Here is a 13,713-nt window from a genome sequence, read left to right as displayed (position 1 = left end):
CAGTTGTTGCACTGCGCAACCTATGTTTATGATTAGCCGCTCTGCGGCAGTGAAACTGCCGGGTCAGTATCGAGAGGACTTCATGCGTCCCTGGCTGCGCGGCGTGTCAACAGAATGGCAGTGCGTGTGGCGTGCGAACAAGGCGGTTTCATTCAACTGCATCTGAAAAAAATTTCACTATGCGCATTCCACCGGTCAAGGCCATCGTCGCGTTCGAGAGCGTGGCCAGAACGAAAAGCGTCAACCGGGCCTCTGAAGAGCTCGGACTGACCGCGTCGGCAGTCAGTCATCAGATCAGCAATCTCGAGTCGGTGATCGGCCAGCCGCTCTTCTACCGCTCGGGCCGTGGCCTCGTCCTCACGCCGACCGGCGAGCGTTACCTGTCCGATGTGACGGGATCGCTGGCGGATCTGAGCCGCGCCACTGAGCGCGCGTCGAGCCGCACCGACGTCGATATCCTGCGCGTGCATTCGAGTCCCAGCTTCGGGCTCATGTGGCTATTGCCGCGGCTCGCGTCGTTTCAGGAAGCCAATGGCGATATCCAGTTGAATCTCGCCTGCTCATACGAGGACGTCTCGTTTACCAGCGGTTATTACGACATCGACCTGCGCCACGGTTACGCCAATTGGCGCGATCTGGAAGTCAGAACGCTGCGTGGCGAATTCATCGCACCGCTCGCGTCGCCGAAATATCTGGAGAGCAATCCGGTCAAAACGCCTGAAGATCTGCTGCAACATCGCCTGATCTACTCGGAGACGCCGCTTGTGCAGTGGAAGCAGTGGTTCGGGCGCACCGGCGTGTCGGCCGCCCATAAGACCTTCGACTTTTCCTTCGACCGGTCGTACATGTCGTTGGAGACGGCGGCGCTCGGCCTCGGCATCGCGCTCGAAAGCGCGATGCTCGCCTCGGTTCGGATCAAGGAAGGCGCGCTCGTGCCGGTATTCGACGACACGCATGCCGTGGAAGTCGGCGCGCATCATCTGGTCTATCCGCCACAAAACGCCGAACTGCCGCGCGTCACGCGCTTTATCGCGTGGATCGAGCGCGAGGTCGGGCGCATGGACCGCAAGGCCTGAGATCCGCGTCGGTTTTTGCCAGGGTTTTCCAGCACGAATTTGAGCGTGCGATTGCGGCGTCGCACCATGCAACGCATGCAATGCGCTTGCGTTTCGCTCCCCAGCACGTCACCTGAAAATTTCTCAAACATAGTTGAGCAGTACGTCGTTGATGCGACCGGCCGCGCGGGAGACACTTCGGCCATCACATCAACACTCAGGAGACAATCATGCTGCTGGAGAACAAAGTCGTCATCGTGACCGGCGCCGCCTCACCGCGCGGAATCGGCAAGGCAACCGCCAAGGCCATGGCCGCTCAGGGCGCGCGAGTCGTCATCCTCGACCTGCGCGAAGAAGACGCGCAGCGCGCAGCCGCCGATCTCGGCGGCGCTCACCTGGGTCTCGCCTGCGACGTCACCGACAAAGACGCGTGCGTCTCAGCCGCCAAAGCGACACTCGATCGCTATGGCCGCATCGACGGCCTCATCAATAACGCCGGCATCACGCAGCCGGTGCGCACGCTGGACATCACGTCCGAAAACTTCAACGCGATCGTCGACGTCAATCTGCGCGGTACGCTCTACATGTCGCAAGCTGTACTGCCGGCCATGAAAGAGCAGAAAAGCGGCAGCATCGTCTGCATGTCGTCGGTCTCCGCGCAACGCGGCGGCGGCATTTTTGGCGGCCCGCACTACAGCGCGGCGAAAGCCGGCGTGCTCGGTCTCGCGCGTGCGATGGCCCGCGAATTCGGCGGCGACAGCATTCGCGTGAACTCGATCACACCCGGTCTGATCCAGACCGACATCACGGGCGACAAGCTCACCACGGAGATGCGCGCCGACATCATCAAGGGCATTCCGCTCGGCCGGCTCGGCGACGCGAGCGACGTGGCGAACGCGTGCCTGTTCCTCGTCAGCGACCTGTCGACCTATCTCACCGGCATCACGCTCGACGTGAACGGCGGCATGCTGATTCATTGACGCGGCGCCGCTCGCTGTGAGCGGCTGCGTGCGAGGCACCCGGGCCAACCCGGGGCACGGAAGGAGACAAACATGAAATCGAAGTACCCCGCGGCATCCATTGCCGCCGACATACCGAACCAGACGGACTCGACGAGCTTCGAGTCGAAGACCTACGCGAAAGTCAGCCGCCGCCTGATCCCATTCCTGATGCTGTGCTATCTCGGCGCTTACCTCGACCGGGTCAACGTCGGCTTCGCGAAGCTGCAGATGCTCAACGACTTGCGCTTCAGCGAAACCGTATATGGCATGGGCGCGGGGATTTTCTTTCTCGGCTATTTCCTCTTCGAGGTGCCGAGCAACCTGGTGCTGCATCGTGTCGGCGCGCGCAAGTGGCTCGCGCGGATCATGCTGACGTGGGCGGTGATCTCCGCGTGTTTCGTCTTCGTGAAATCGCCTACGGCCTTCTACGTGCTGCGCTTTTTGCTCGGTGTCGCCGAGGCCGGCTTCGCGCCCGGTGTGATTCTCTATCTGACCTACTGGTTTCCGGCTGCGCGCCGCGCCAAAGCGTTGTCGCTGTTCTTCATGGCGATACCGCTGGCCGGCATTATCGGCGGCCCGCTGTCGGGCTGGATCATGCATTCGCTGCAAGGCGCGATGAACATGGCCGGCTGGAAGTGGCTGTTCCTGCTGGAAGCGGTGCCCTCGCTCGTGCTCGGCATCGCAATCCTGCTCTATCTCGACGACGGCATCGCGAAAGCGAAGTGGCTGACGGCATCCGAAAAGACGCTGCTCGCCCGCAATGTGGCCGGGGACAACGCGCATAAGATCGCCCATGTATCGATCAAGTCGTTCGTCGGCGATCGCCGCTTGTGGCTGATGGCGGCGATCTACTTCTGCGTGGTGCTCGGCCAATATGGTCTGACGTTCTGGCTGCCGACCATCATCCGCAAATCCGGCGTTGCCGATCCGCTGTGGATTGGCGTGTTCACCGCGATTCCTTATCTGTGCGCCATCATCGCGCTGCCGTTGGTCGGCATGAGTGCGGACCGTCATCGCGAACGCCGGTTGCATCTGGCGATTCCGATGCTGATCGCCGCCGCGGGTTTCATCGTGCTGCCCGCAATCGGCAGTGTGCCGGCTTCCATCGTCTGTTTGAGCGTTGCCGCTGCCGGGATTCTCGCGTCGTCTTCGCAGTTCTGGTCGCTGCCGACCGCGTTGCTCGGCGGCATGTCGGCCGCGGCCGGGATCGCGGCGGTGAATTGCGTCGCCAATCTCGCGGGCTTCTTTTCGCCGGCGATAGTCGGCTGGCTCAACGACCTGACAGGCAAGTCGACCGCCGGGCTGATCTTTATCTCGGTGGCCGTCACGATCGGCGCGTGCCTCGTGTTTCTCGTGCCCGCGAAGTCAGTGAACCGCTAACCCCTTCTTACTCTTTACGACTGATCACAGGAGACGACATGAACAGTCCAGAACGCGTGCCGACGGCAACCCTTGCCGAACACGCATACCGTATCCGTAGAAACGCATTGTTGATGGGTGAGGTCCAGGGCCAGGGTTATATCGGTCAGGCGCTCGACATCGCCGATGTTCTCGCTGTCGCCTACTTCGGCGCCATGCGCTACCGGCCGGAAGATCCCGATTGGGAAGAGCGCGACCGCTTTCTCCTGTCGAACGGGCACTACGCGATCGCACTGTATGCGGCGCTCTTCGAAGCCGGCATTCTGCCCGCCGAAGAACTCGAAACCTACGGCAGCGACGATAGCCGGCTGCCCATGTCGGGCATGGCGAGCTACACGCCCGGCATGGAAATGTCCGGCGGCTCGCTCGGCCAGGGTTTGACCATTGCGGTGGGCCGCTGCCTCGGCCTGAAGCGCAAAGGTTCGAAATCTTTCGTGTACACGCTGTTTTCCGATGGAGAACTGGACGAAGGCGCAATCTGGGAAGGCCTGATGTCCGCGAGTCACTGGAAGCTCGACAACCTGATCGCCGTCATTGACGTGAACAACCAGCAAGCCGATGGTCCGTCGACGCAGATCATGGCGTTCGAGCCGCTCCTCGAAAAACTGGAGGCGTTCGGCTGGTTCACGCAGCGCGTGGACGGCAACGATATCGCCGCCGTAGCCGCCGCGTTCGATGCGGCCCGCCAGCATCCGGCCGCGCAACCGCGCATCATCATTGCCGACACGCGCATGGGTTGCGGTGTGCCGTTCCTCGAACAACGCGAGAAAAACCACTTTATCCGCGTCGATGCCCATGAATGGCAATTGGCGCTGCAAGCACTCGAAGCAACCAGGTTGCATGGGATCGGAGTAAGCGCTGAAGCGGCAACTCCGATCGACACAGGGAGACAAGCATGAGCAACGCAATCGCTAGCAAACCGCGCCTGAAGACCTCCGCGATGATCGCGTCGATCGCGAGCGAAGGACAGGTCACACGTTCCGCGCCCTTCGGCCACGCGCTGGTGGAACTGGCGCGGCAAAAGCAGAACGTGATCGGCATGACGGCCGACCTCGGCAAATATACCGACCTGCATATCTTCGCCAAGGAATTTCCGGAGCGCTTCTATCAGATGGGCATGGCCGAGCAATTGCTGATGGGCGCGGCATCGGGATTCGCGCATGAAGGCGCGCAGCCCTTCGTCACGACCTACGCGGTTTTCGCCACGCGCCGCGCGTACGACTTCATGCATCAAACGATCGCCGAAGACAATCTCGACGTGAAGATCATCTGCGCGCTGCCGGGCCTGACGACCGGCTACGGCCCAAGCCACCAGGCCGCTGAAGATCTCGCATTGATGCGCGCGATGCCGAACATGACCGTGATCGATCCCTGCGACGCGCTCGACATCGAACAGATGGTGCCCGCTATCGCCGCGCACAAGGGGCCTGTCTATGCCCGCCTGCTGCGCGGCAACGTGCCGGCGGTGCTCGACGAATACGACTACACCTTCGAACTCGGCAAAGCGAAGCTGCTGCGCGACGGCGCGGAAGTGCTGGTCATCTCGTCCGGCATCATGACGATGCGCGCACTCGAAGTGGCAAAGGCATTGGAGAACGATCGGATCGGCGTAGCCGTGCTGCATGTGCCGACGATCAAACCGCTCGACACGGAGACGATCGTGCGCGAAGCGAAGCGCTCGGGACGGCTCGTGGTGGTGGCCGAGAACCATACGGTGATCGGCGGTCTGGGCGAAGCGGTCGCCGCGGAACTGATGCGCGCGGGCGTGGCATGCCATTTCCGGCAAGTGGGCCTGCCCGATGCGTTCCTCGATGCCGGCGCGTTGCCGACACTGCACGACCGCTACGGCATTTCGACTGCCGCGATGTCCGAAGCGATCAAGGGCTGGCTGAACTGAACGTGCGCTGGTGAACGACGCCGACATGCAGCCGGCGTCGTCTCATCAGTACAGCGCGGCCGAGCGGATCGATTTGCCCGTCAGCGTCACGCCGATGATAAATAAACGACTAACTTCAGCCCGCAGCCACGACGTCGATCCGCAACGCTTCCCCACCCGCCGCAATGGCGAGCAGGATGTCGACGTTCGGGTGCGCACCCGGTCGATTACGCGCATCGGCGGTGTGCTCAGCGAACATAACGAGGCCGTGCTCGGCCGCTTTGGCGTCGAGCGTGCCGAACGTCTGCCGCAGATAGTTGTACACCGCGAGCGAACCCTGCTTGCCCGGCTTGTTCTCGATGCTGGCCACCACGGCGCCCTTGCCGTCCACCAGATCGATACACGCGATACCGTCGATGCCCGGCATCTGCGCGAGGTTGTCCTTGAATACATTGCCCGGTTGAATCATTGAAACCACTCCTTCTGTTCGGAAAATTGCGGCGCGGGCCGTATCTTATCCGATAGGGTGTGTCATAGCCGAGCGCAGGGCCGTCAGGGTGTCCAGCGATACACCACCATGCTCGAACCGTTGTAGTTGTCCTTCGTGATCACGTATTCACCCGCGGCTCTGAGATAGGCACGCAGGCCGTACATCGAATCGACGTCGTTGCCGACATCCACGGCTCCTGGATTCGAGTTGATCAGCGTGGTGACGAGCTGGCCGGTGGTGAGATTGAAGGCGTCGATATTGGGCACCGTGTGCACGTAGCCGACGAACAGATAATTGCCGGCCGCCGTGATCGACTTGGGATTGGCGCTGGTGAGCGTGATCACCGGATCGGGCCGCGTGGTGTTGCCCGCGCTCCAGCCATGATAGACCTCGATCCGCGACTGCATGGCGGTCCAGTCCCAGCTGCCGGCTATGCCTTGCGCGAGGATCATGGTGTCGCTCTCGGCGAGGTAGAGGATGCGCGTGAGCGGCCGGATGCTCTGCGGAATGGAGATCGTGACCGCCGGTCCCCATGCCGGTTTGCCGTTGCCGTCGAAGCCGCTCAGCGGATAGTGATAGATGTGATTCGTCCGGTCCAGACCGGCCCACACGTCGCCCCTGCTGTCGATGCTGAAACCGCCCGTGACCTGCAGGTTCGTATTGAACGCCGGCCCCGGAATCGACGCGTCCGGAATCGCAATGTAGCCGCTCGCCGGGTTGAAATGGAAAAAGTAGAAGATGCCCGGGTTCTGTCCGGATGCCACCAGAATCCGGTTGCCGCCGACCGTGACGAGCTGGCCGAAGTGTTCGTCGCGCTGCGTGTCGTTCATGTTCAGGCGCGGATCGGACGGATATGTGAACGGGTCGACCGTGTTCGCGACGAAGGTGCCGCCCGCCGTGCCGGTGTAAATGTGCGTACCGCTGTAGAAGTAGGCGCCGTCCGTCGACGGGTCCGGAGCCCCGACCGCCTCGAAGTTGAGCGACTGCAGCTTCCACTCGAGGTTGCCGGCGCTGTCGTACGCGTGAAGGTCGGTGGCGCCGTTGCGGCCGAGATCCCAGCCGCCGCCCCACGGATTGTTGAGCACGTACAGGTTGCCGGCGGCGTCCTTGCCGATGCCGGTCACGCGTGTGAAGCGCTTATCGCCCACCTGCCCCCTGATGCCGCTGGTGGTGTCGAGATAGCCGCCCTGAATGCCGAACGTGCCGGCGAGCGTCGGGGTGCCCGCGATGACGTAGCGCTTGATGTTCATGTCCGGCCCCTGGTCGCCGACCATGAGTTGCCCGGACGCGGCATCGAAATACAGTGCGGATGGCCGCGACGCCGCCGCCATCTGGATGGTGTTCAGCAGCGCGCCGGCCGGACTGAATTCGACGATCGTGGCCGCGCTCTGCTGCGCGACCCACAGATTGCCGGCGCTATCCAGCGCCAGCGCGCAAGGACCCGACACCTTGATGTCCTGCTGCCAGACGCCGTCGGTCGTGAAGACGCGCACGCGATTGCCGAAGAAGTCGCTTGCATACAGCAATGAGCCCGCGGTCGCGAGTCCGGTGATGACATCGGCATGCGGGATCGATGTCCACACGCTGACGGGGATGATCAGGTCGCGCGTCTGCGTGGCCCGGTTGTAGCGTCCCACCGAGCCGCTGCCGAACGATCTGTTGTATTGCAACGCCGCGAAGATCGACGTGGCATTGCCGGTAATGGCGCTGCCCTGGAAGTCGGCGTGCGTGCCGATCGAGCCGAGGCTCTGGCCGTTCTGATAGATCGCGACGCCGCCCTCGTTCTCGTCCCACAACGAAGCCGTGTAGATCACGCCCTCAGGCGCGACCCAAATCGAACGCGCGGTGTTGCCCACATGCGCGGCGAGTGTGCCGAACGTATTGCCCAGCCAGTCGGTGGTGTATTGCGCGTAACTGATCTGCGCGAACATGACGGTCGCCGCGCACAGAAGCGCGGCACGGACGCGGTGCTTGACCATGAGTGATGCTCCCCGAACAATCGTTCCTCGACAATGTACCTCGCCAGATATGAAAAGTTGACGATTGGTATGAAGATATGTTCAGGGCACAGCAGTTAAACCATGCAGCGTGCATGTAAAAGGAAATGGCCCACCTACTAGCAAGCGGAACACCCCTGTTTTTCGCACTTTACCGACGGCTGATCTCAGGCGCACAATCACTGCGGATAGGACGGCCCGCCGTCTCTCCGGTCATTCAGACCGTTCGCGCCGATGCGGCATCCGGCAGCGAGTTCACCCCAGCGCGCAACACGCGCCCTCCATTCGGAACGCCCCATGAGCAATAAGTCGTCAAGCAGACGTGAAGACCTGGTGGCCGGCGGCAGCCGTCATCATCAGATTTTTCCAAGGCTCGATGAACGTCAGTTCGCGGTGCTGGAACGATATGGCGAACGGCGCCGGCTGAAAGCAGGCGATATCCTGTTCACCGAAGGCGACCGGCACATTCCCATGTTCACCATCGTCTCCGGCACGATCGAGGCGTCGCGAGGCGCCGGCGACAAGCACCACGTTCTCGGCACGCACGGTCCCGGCAGTTTCACCGGCGAAGTGGGAACGCTCGCGGGCCGCGGCGCGGTCGCGACGGCACGCGCCACCAGCGACTGCGAAGTGATCGTGATCGACGAGGAATCGCTGCGGGCGCTCGTCGTCGCGGAAGCGGAACTGAGCGAAACGATCATGCGCGCCTACATCCTGCGGCGCGTCGCGTTCATTCAGGATCAGCACGGCGGCACTCTGGTGATCGGCAGCTCGGCTTCGTGGAGTACGCTCGTGCTGCGGCATTTCCTGAGCCGTAACGCGCAGCCTTTCGCCTACTTCGATATCGTCGAGCACGAGGAAGCCAAGGGGCTGCTCGAGCGTTACGACGCAACCGAAGCCGACATACCGGTGATCGTCACCCTGCAAGGCAATGTGCTCAAGCAGCCGACCAACCGGGCGGTGGCCGATGCGATCGGCCTGAGCCCCGACCGGCTGAACGGCGAACGGTTCGACGTGGTCGTGGTCGGCGCGGGACCGGGAGGCCTCGCGGCCGCGGTGTACGCGGCCTCAGAAGGACTGAGGGTCGCGGTGGTCGACACCAAGGCGCCGGGCGGCCAGGCCGGCACCAGTTCGAAGATCGAAAATTACTTCGGATTCCCGACCGGCATCTCGGGGCAAGCGCTTGCCGGCCGCGGCCTCTCTCAATGCCGAAAATTCGGGGCGGAAGTCGGCGTGCCCATCGAAGTGCTCGGCATCGAATGCGAAAACGCGCCGCCCTTTCACCTGCGCCTCAATTACGACGAGCACGTGTATGCCAGCGCGGTCGTCATCGCGACCGGCGCGCGCTATCGGAAACCGCTGCTGCCGCGCCTCGAAGAGTTCGAGGGAAGCGGCATCTATTACAGCGCGACCTTCATGGAAGCCGCGTTCTGCAACAATCAGGAACTGGTCATCGTCGGCGGCGGAAATTCGGCTGGGCAGGCCGCGGTGTTCCTGTCGGGATTCGCGCGGCACGTGCATATCGCGATTCGCGGCGACGGACTCAGCGCGAGCATGTCGAACTATCTGATCAGACGGATCGAAGCGGCGGCGAACATCAGCGTTCATGTGCGCACGCAGATCGTCGAATTGAACGGCGAGGCCCAACTCGAATCGATCAAATGGGACAGCCAGGGCCACATCGAGGAGAAACCGATCCGCCATGTGTTCCTGTTTCTCGGCGCGCAGCCGAGTACCGGCTGGCTCGGCGATTGCGTCGCGCTCGACAAACACGGCTTCGTGCTCACCGGTCCCGATGCGATTCCGCAGTGGTCGTCGGACCGCCCTCCTCATTATCTGGAGACGAGCCGGCCCGGCATCTTTGCCGTAGGCGACGTGCGCAGCGGCTCGGTGAAGCGCGTTGCGGCCGCCGTCGGCGAGGGAGCGGCCGCGATCCAGTCGCTGCACCAGTATCTCGCGCTCAACAGGTGAGGCCGGCCGCTGCGAGCGCCTGGCGGCCAGCGACGAGCGTAACTACGCCTTGCGCAGATTCCTCAACGTCAAGCGCGCTTCCAGACCGCCGCCGGGGCGGTTGTGCAGCGTGAGTGTCGCATCCATCGCCATCGCAAGTTGCCGCGCGATGGCGAGACCCAGCCCCGTGCCGCCCGTATCGCGATTGCGTGACGCTTCAAGCCGGTAGAACGGCTCGAACACCGCTTCCAGCGACTCAGCGGGTATGCCGGGGCCGCGGTCGAGCACGGCAATCGCTGTCTCGCCGTGGGGCAAGGTCGCCGCCGTGATCTCGGCCGCGCCGCTGAACTTCAGCGCGTTGTCCACCAGGTTGCCGAGTATGCGGCGCAATGCCTGCGGACGCGTCACCAGCGAATCGCCAAGCCGCCCTTCCAGGCTGACCGCCTGGCCGGCGTCGACATAGTCGCAGACGAAGCTGTCGAGCAGCGCGTCGGGATCGACGCGGCAAGGGACTTCAGTCGCGCCATGTAGCGTGCGCGCGTAGGTCACGCCCTCCTTCACCAGGCTTTCCATTTCCTGCAGATCCTGGCGCAGCTTCGCGCCCTGCGCGTCGTCGTCCATCACGTCGACGCGCAAGCGCATGCGCGTGATCGGCGTTTGCAGATCGTGCGAAATCGCCGCCAGAATCTGCATGCGTTCGGTCATGTAGGTGGCGATGCGGTCCTGCATCGCGTTGAAGGCACGCGCGGCGCGGGACACTTCGGACGGTCCGTCCTCCGGCAGGCGCGCCGCCTTCAGGTCGGGACCGAGCGTATCGGCGGCAAGCGCCAGTTGATGCAACGGACGCGTAGCGACCCGCACCGCCAGCCAGCAGCACGCGACCAGAACCGCCAGTTGCAACGCCAGCACGAGCGGCAGCCAGCGCGACAGCGGCGCGCCCGACATGGGGCGCATATCGATGGTCAGCGGCGTGCCGTCGCTCAGTTGCAGATGAACCTGCAGGCGCTCCTTGTCACCGGGAACGGCATTCACCGTCAGCGGATAGTGCGTGCCGATGCCGTCCGCGATGGATTGCGCCACCCGCTCGGACAGATGCGCATCGATCGGGCTGCCGGGGATACCCGGCCCCAGGACGAACTCGTAGCTGCGCCGCGCGAGCCGCGGCAGCCACTGCGCGCGTTCGTTCGGCGGCAAATGATCGAGCAGCGCCACCGAACTGCTCACCTCGCGCTCGATGTAACCCATCATCACGTTGGTCATGGTCTGGTCGCGCTCGGTCAGCGTGAGCCAGAACGACAGCGTCTGCGCGAGCGCGAGGCCGACGAAAAGAATCAGCGCGAGCCGCGCGAACAGCGTGCGCGGCCAGTGCAGCCAGGACCAGCGGTTCATTGCGGATCCTCGATGGCGGTCACCGCCGCGGAAAACACGTAACCCTCGCTGCGCAGCGTCTTGATGTAACGCGGCTCGCGCGCGACATCGCGCAACCGTTGACGCAGACGGCTCACCATCAGATCGATCGACCGGTCGAACTGATCGGCCTGACGGCCCTGCGTGAGATTGAGGAGTTGATCACGCGTCAGCACCCGCTGCGGATTGTCGAGAAATACGCGCAGCAAGCGGTACTCGGCGCCGCTCAATGCCACCATGGTGCCTTCGGCGTCGAGCAGATGGCGCGCGGTGGTGTCGAGGCGCCAGTCGCCGAAGGCCAGCATCGGCGCGGATTCCGTCACCTGCATGCCGGGCGGCAGCATGCGGGCGCGGCGCAGCACGGCGCGAATGCGCGCGAGCAATTCACGCACGGCGAAGGGCTTGGGCAGGTAGTCGTCCGCGCCCATCTCCAGGCCGACAATGCGATCGGCCTCCTCATTGCGGGCCGTCAGCATCAATACCGGCACTGCACGGAATTTGCCGGCGCGCAACTCGCGGCACAACACCAGACCGTCCTCGCCGGGCATCATCAGATCCAGCACGATCAGATCGGGCGCGCCCTGCTCCAGCGCCGCGCGCATCTGGCGCCCATTCGCCGCGAGCGACACGCGCATGCCGTTCTTCTCGAGATAACCTGCCAGCAATTCGCGGATGCCGCGGTCGTCGTCGACAATCAGTACGTGATCGATGGTTTCCATCAATGCATCATCTCTTTTGGCGTTTCAACTGCACCCGGCTTGCGACCATCAATGAACACTGCACCGGATGCGCCAGTTCGGCGGCAAGGCCGCCGCTCAAGAACACGACGATAGCCAGCAGGCGTTTCATGCGTCCTCCAGCACGGAGAGGCTCGCGCCGTCGGCGACCCCCGCTTCCAGACTATACGGATCGACGCCCGCGAGGCAACCGATGTTGACTCGCCACTGCTGCGGGTCTTTGCGCGTCTGATGAAACGGATAGATACCGCAGTGTTTGCAAAAATAGTGCCGGGCCACCCGCGTGTTGAACTGATAGAGCGTCAGCGAATCTTCGCCGCTCAGAATCTTCAACTGACTTGCCGGGAACAGCGGCGTCATCAACGCACCCTTGCGGCGGCACAGGCTGCAGTTGCAGCGCCCGGCCGGCGTGATCGGGGTGCGCACTTCGAATTTGACGGTCCCGCAATGGCAGGAACCCTGCAGCAAGTCAGCGCTCATGGTGCTCTCCGTGATTGGCAATGCCTGCTTTATAGCCTGGCTCGCACGGCGAATTGTGTCGCAGTGTATCTGGACCTCGTACAGATACACAACATTGCACCCGCGCGGTTTGGGCGACACATGCCAGATACCTGCGGACGCTTCAATACGGTCATTCGCGGCCGATACGCGAACTGCCGTTTTAGCCTCTTCCTGAAAGGACACTGACATGCTCTCCGCCTCCAAGATCAAAACGCTCACCGTCGCAACCGTGATCGCCGCCGCGGCCGCAAGCGGCATTGCCGCCTTCGCGGGGTCGCCCGAACCGAGCGCGCCCGCCCTCGCAGCCAACGCGGCGGCTCCCGAATTCGCCGGTATTTCGCAATGGCTCAACAGCGATCCGCTGACGCTGCAGCAACTCCGCGGCAAGGTCGTGCTGGTCGATTTCTGGACCTACACCTGCGGCAACTGCATCAACACGCTGCCTTACGTGAAAAGCTGGAATCAGAAATACAAGGACCAGGGACTGACGGTTATCGGCATGCATACGCCCGAGTATCCCTTCGAGCGCGACACCGACAACGTGAAGACCGCCATCAAGCGCTTCGGCATCACTTATCCGGTCGCGCAGGACAATCGCTATGCGACCTGGAACGCGTACAACAATCAGTACTGGCCGGCTTTCTACCTGCTCGACAAGCAAGGCCGGATCGTCTACACGCATTTCGGCGAAGGCGACTATGCGAAGACGGAAGCGAAAATTCAAGCCCTGCTCGCGCAACAAGGATAAACGCGGGTTCGTATCGGAATGTATCCGCGGTTTCCGGCGATACACAACATTGCAATTCGCCGCTTTCTCGACACATGCCCGATACACCCGCGCGGTTCAATACATCAACGCCGCTACTCTGAGAAGAACGCATCGCAGCAAGTCCAGGTCGACCTCTGCTCGTGCCTTCTGATCCGCGGACGTCTCTTATCCAACCGTTCAAGGAGAACGATATGAAAGTTTCTATGATTGCTTTGACTCTTGCTGCGTGCGTGGTCGGAAGTGTTGCTCACGCCGCGGTTCCGACGCCCTCGACCGCCGCCGTGGATTCTTCGCAGATTGCCCAGGCGGCGCAGCCGCAATGGTCCCCGAGCGCAGCCAGCGCCGCGCCGAAAACGCGCGCACAGGTGCGTCAGGAACTCGTGCAAGCGGAGAAGGATGGTCAGCTCGCCAACCTGAATCGTTCACTTTATATGGGTAGCTGAGTAGCGGCTTGGCGTTGGCGTTGGCGTCGGCGTGGGCGTCGGGGGTGGAGTTGGGGGTGGCGGGGGGG

14 protein-coding genes are annotated in these 13,713 nt (G+C 62.9%); 8 read left to right on the top strand and 6 right to left on the bottom strand.

The genetic code is table 11. From position 1 onward, the window contains the following. Positions 1-179: 179 nt before the first annotated feature. The 5 genes from PQR32_RS16690 to PQR32_RS16670 all read left to right on the top strand — a co-directional run bounded on the left by PQR32_RS16690 (position 180) and on the right by PQR32_RS16670 (position 5,372). Complete coding sequence (locus PQR32_RS16690; protein ID WP_408228739.1) at positions 180-1,076, top strand: LysR substrate-binding domain-containing protein; 897 nt, start codon at positions 180-182, stop codon at positions 1,074-1,076. 209 nt (positions 1,077-1,285) lie between these two features. Then, positions 1,286-2,035, top strand: coding sequence for an SDR family NAD(P)-dependent oxidoreductase (locus tag PQR32_RS16685; protein ID WP_408228736.1), 750 nt, complete (start codon positions 1,286-1,288; stop codon positions 2,033-2,035). 72 nt (positions 2,036-2,107) lie between these two features. Further along, positions 2,108-3,436 (top strand): MFS transporter, encoded by a 1,329-nt coding sequence (locus tag PQR32_RS16680; protein ID WP_408228733.1) that lies wholly within the window; start codon positions 2,108-2,110, stop codon positions 3,434-3,436. A gap of 38 nt (positions 3,437-3,474) precedes the next feature. After that, on the top strand, positions 3,475-4,374 hold the full coding sequence (locus tag PQR32_RS16675) for a transketolase (RefSeq protein WP_408228730.1): 900 nt from the start codon (positions 3,475-3,477) through the stop codon (positions 4,372-4,374). Beyond that, positions 4,371-5,372 (top strand): transketolase family protein, encoded by a 1,002-nt coding sequence (locus PQR32_RS16670; protein ID WP_408228727.1) that lies wholly within the window; start codon positions 4,371-4,373, stop codon positions 5,370-5,372. Before PQR32_RS16675 ends, PQR32_RS16670 begins: the two co-directional genes overlap by 4 nt. A 115-nt stretch (positions 5,373-5,487) precedes the next feature. Here PQR32_RS16670 and PQR32_RS16665 read toward each other — a convergent pair whose 3' ends face one another. Continuing rightward, positions 5,488-5,820, bottom strand: coding sequence for a DUF2322 family protein (locus PQR32_RS16665; protein ID WP_408228724.1), 333 nt, complete (start codon positions 5,818-5,820; stop codon positions 5,488-5,490). A gap of 83 nt (positions 5,821-5,903) precedes the next feature. Next, positions 5,904-7,820 (bottom strand): SMP-30/gluconolactonase/LRE family protein, encoded by a 1,917-nt coding sequence (locus PQR32_RS16660; protein ID WP_408228721.1) that lies wholly within the window; start codon positions 7,818-7,820, stop codon positions 5,904-5,906. A gap of 315 nt (positions 7,821-8,135) precedes the next feature. On the opposite strand from PQR32_RS16660, the gene PQR32_RS16655 reads away from it, so the two are divergent. Continuing rightward, entirely contained in the window at positions 8,136-9,809 is a 1,674-nt protein-coding gene (locus tag PQR32_RS16655; RefSeq protein ID WP_408228718.1) for an FAD-dependent oxidoreductase, read from the top strand. 42 nt (positions 9,810-9,851) lie between these two features. Here PQR32_RS16655 and PQR32_RS16650 read toward each other — a convergent pair whose 3' ends face one another. Genes PQR32_RS16650 through PQR32_RS16635 form a run of 4 tightly spaced genes read right to left on the bottom strand, consistent with a single transcriptional unit; the run spans position 9,852 to position 12,412 of the window. Continuing rightward, positions 9,852-11,177 carry a sensor histidine kinase gene (locus PQR32_RS16650; RefSeq protein ID WP_408228716.1) on the bottom strand — a complete coding sequence of 442 codons (1,326 nt, stop codon included), beginning with the start codon at positions 11,175-11,177 and terminating at the stop codon, positions 9,852-9,854. Continuing rightward, complete coding sequence (locus PQR32_RS16645) at positions 11,174-11,914, bottom strand: response regulator (RefSeq protein ID WP_408216698.1); 741 nt, start codon at positions 11,912-11,914, stop codon at positions 11,174-11,176. The genes PQR32_RS16650 and PQR32_RS16645 overlap by 4 nt, the downstream gene beginning before the upstream one ends. A 7-nt stretch (positions 11,915-11,921) precedes the next feature. Beyond that, positions 11,922-12,044, bottom strand: a complete 123-nt coding sequence (locus tag PQR32_RS16640) for a hypothetical protein (RefSeq protein WP_408228713.1) — start codon at positions 12,042-12,044, stop codon at positions 11,922-11,924. Beyond that, entirely contained in the window at positions 12,041-12,412 is a 372-nt protein-coding gene (locus PQR32_RS16635) for a GFA family protein (RefSeq protein WP_408228710.1), read from the bottom strand. The genes PQR32_RS16640 and PQR32_RS16635 overlap by 4 nt, the downstream gene beginning before the upstream one ends. Before the next feature lie 208 nt (positions 12,413-12,620). Between PQR32_RS16635 and PQR32_RS16630 the strand changes: the two genes are divergently transcribed. Both PQR32_RS16630 and PQR32_RS16625 read left to right on the top strand, forming a co-directional pair. After that, positions 12,621-13,181, top strand: coding sequence for a thioredoxin family protein (locus PQR32_RS16630; RefSeq protein ID WP_408228707.1), 561 nt, complete (start codon positions 12,621-12,623; stop codon positions 13,179-13,181). A 212-nt stretch (positions 13,182-13,393) separates the two neighbouring features. Continuing rightward, positions 13,394-13,645: a DUF4148 domain-containing protein gene (locus tag PQR32_RS16625; protein ID WP_408228704.1), complete on the top strand. Its 252-nt coding sequence runs from the start codon at positions 13,394-13,396 to the stop codon at positions 13,643-13,645. Positions 13,646-13,713 lie beyond the last annotated feature (68 nt).

The sequence above is a fragment of the Paraburkholderia dipogonis genome (assembly GCF_046027395.1).
GTDB lineage: Bacteria > Pseudomonadota > Gammaproteobacteria > Burkholderiales > Burkholderiaceae > Paraburkholderia > Paraburkholderia dipogonis_A.
The sequence above is the reverse complement of the archived record's forward strand: the minus strand, read 5'-3'. Positions and strand labels throughout refer to the sequence as shown.